General features: G+C 30.9%; 1 protein-coding gene. It reads left to right on the top strand.

Annotated features, from left to right (window positions below; all coding sequences use genetic code 11):
- Positions 1 to 254 precede the first annotated feature (254 nt).
- Complete coding sequence (locus FC88_RS07500; protein ID WP_010019123.1) at positions 255 to 464, top strand: hypothetical protein; 210 nt, start codon at positions 255 to 257, stop codon at positions 462 to 464.
- The last annotated feature ends 141 nt before the right edge of the window (positions 465 to 605 follow it).

Genomic DNA, 605 nt, shown 5'->3' with positions numbered 1-605 from the left:
AACAGCAAACCAATAGATATTTCAGATGACGATTTACCATTTTAAATAAGGCGGTGTGAATGATGAAAGAATGCTGGTACTGTAATCCAAAAGCAATTAAAATGGAACTGTAACCATTACTAAAAGAGGATTTTTAAAAATATTAGCCGATAAAGGACAATTTCTTTACTCGAACCATTGTCCAATTTGTAAGAGGAAGTTTAGGAAATGAAACAAATGAAAAAAAGCAAAGCGGGAATTAATGAGGAGAAAAAGTGAAACATATAAAAATATTTGAAGCTAGAAATCATCCAATGTTGATGAACGAAATAAAGCATTGGGCTTCAAAGACAGATGCAAAAATTATTTCGATTGATTCCGATGAAAATTTATTAAATCGTGTAACTGCACGAGTTGTATATGAAATCAAAGAACCATTCTCATTTTGGAAGAAATTAAGACTGATCATACATGGAGGAATTTAACGATGGACGAATTGAAAAAAGGCAGGGAGACAAAAAAATGAATTACGAAAAAATCTATAAGTTATACATAAGGTCAGCATTTAGCGATGAATGTCACAACATTGTTCGAGCAATTATTTATATTCAAAAGCATTTTTATGC

This window comes from Companilactobacillus futsaii JCM 17355 (assembly GCF_001435505.1).
Classification (GTDB): Bacteria; Bacillota; Bacilli; order Lactobacillales; family Lactobacillaceae; genus Companilactobacillus; species Companilactobacillus futsaii.
Note: the sequence above shows the minus strand (reverse complement) of the source record. Positions and strands in the feature narration are given on the sequence as shown.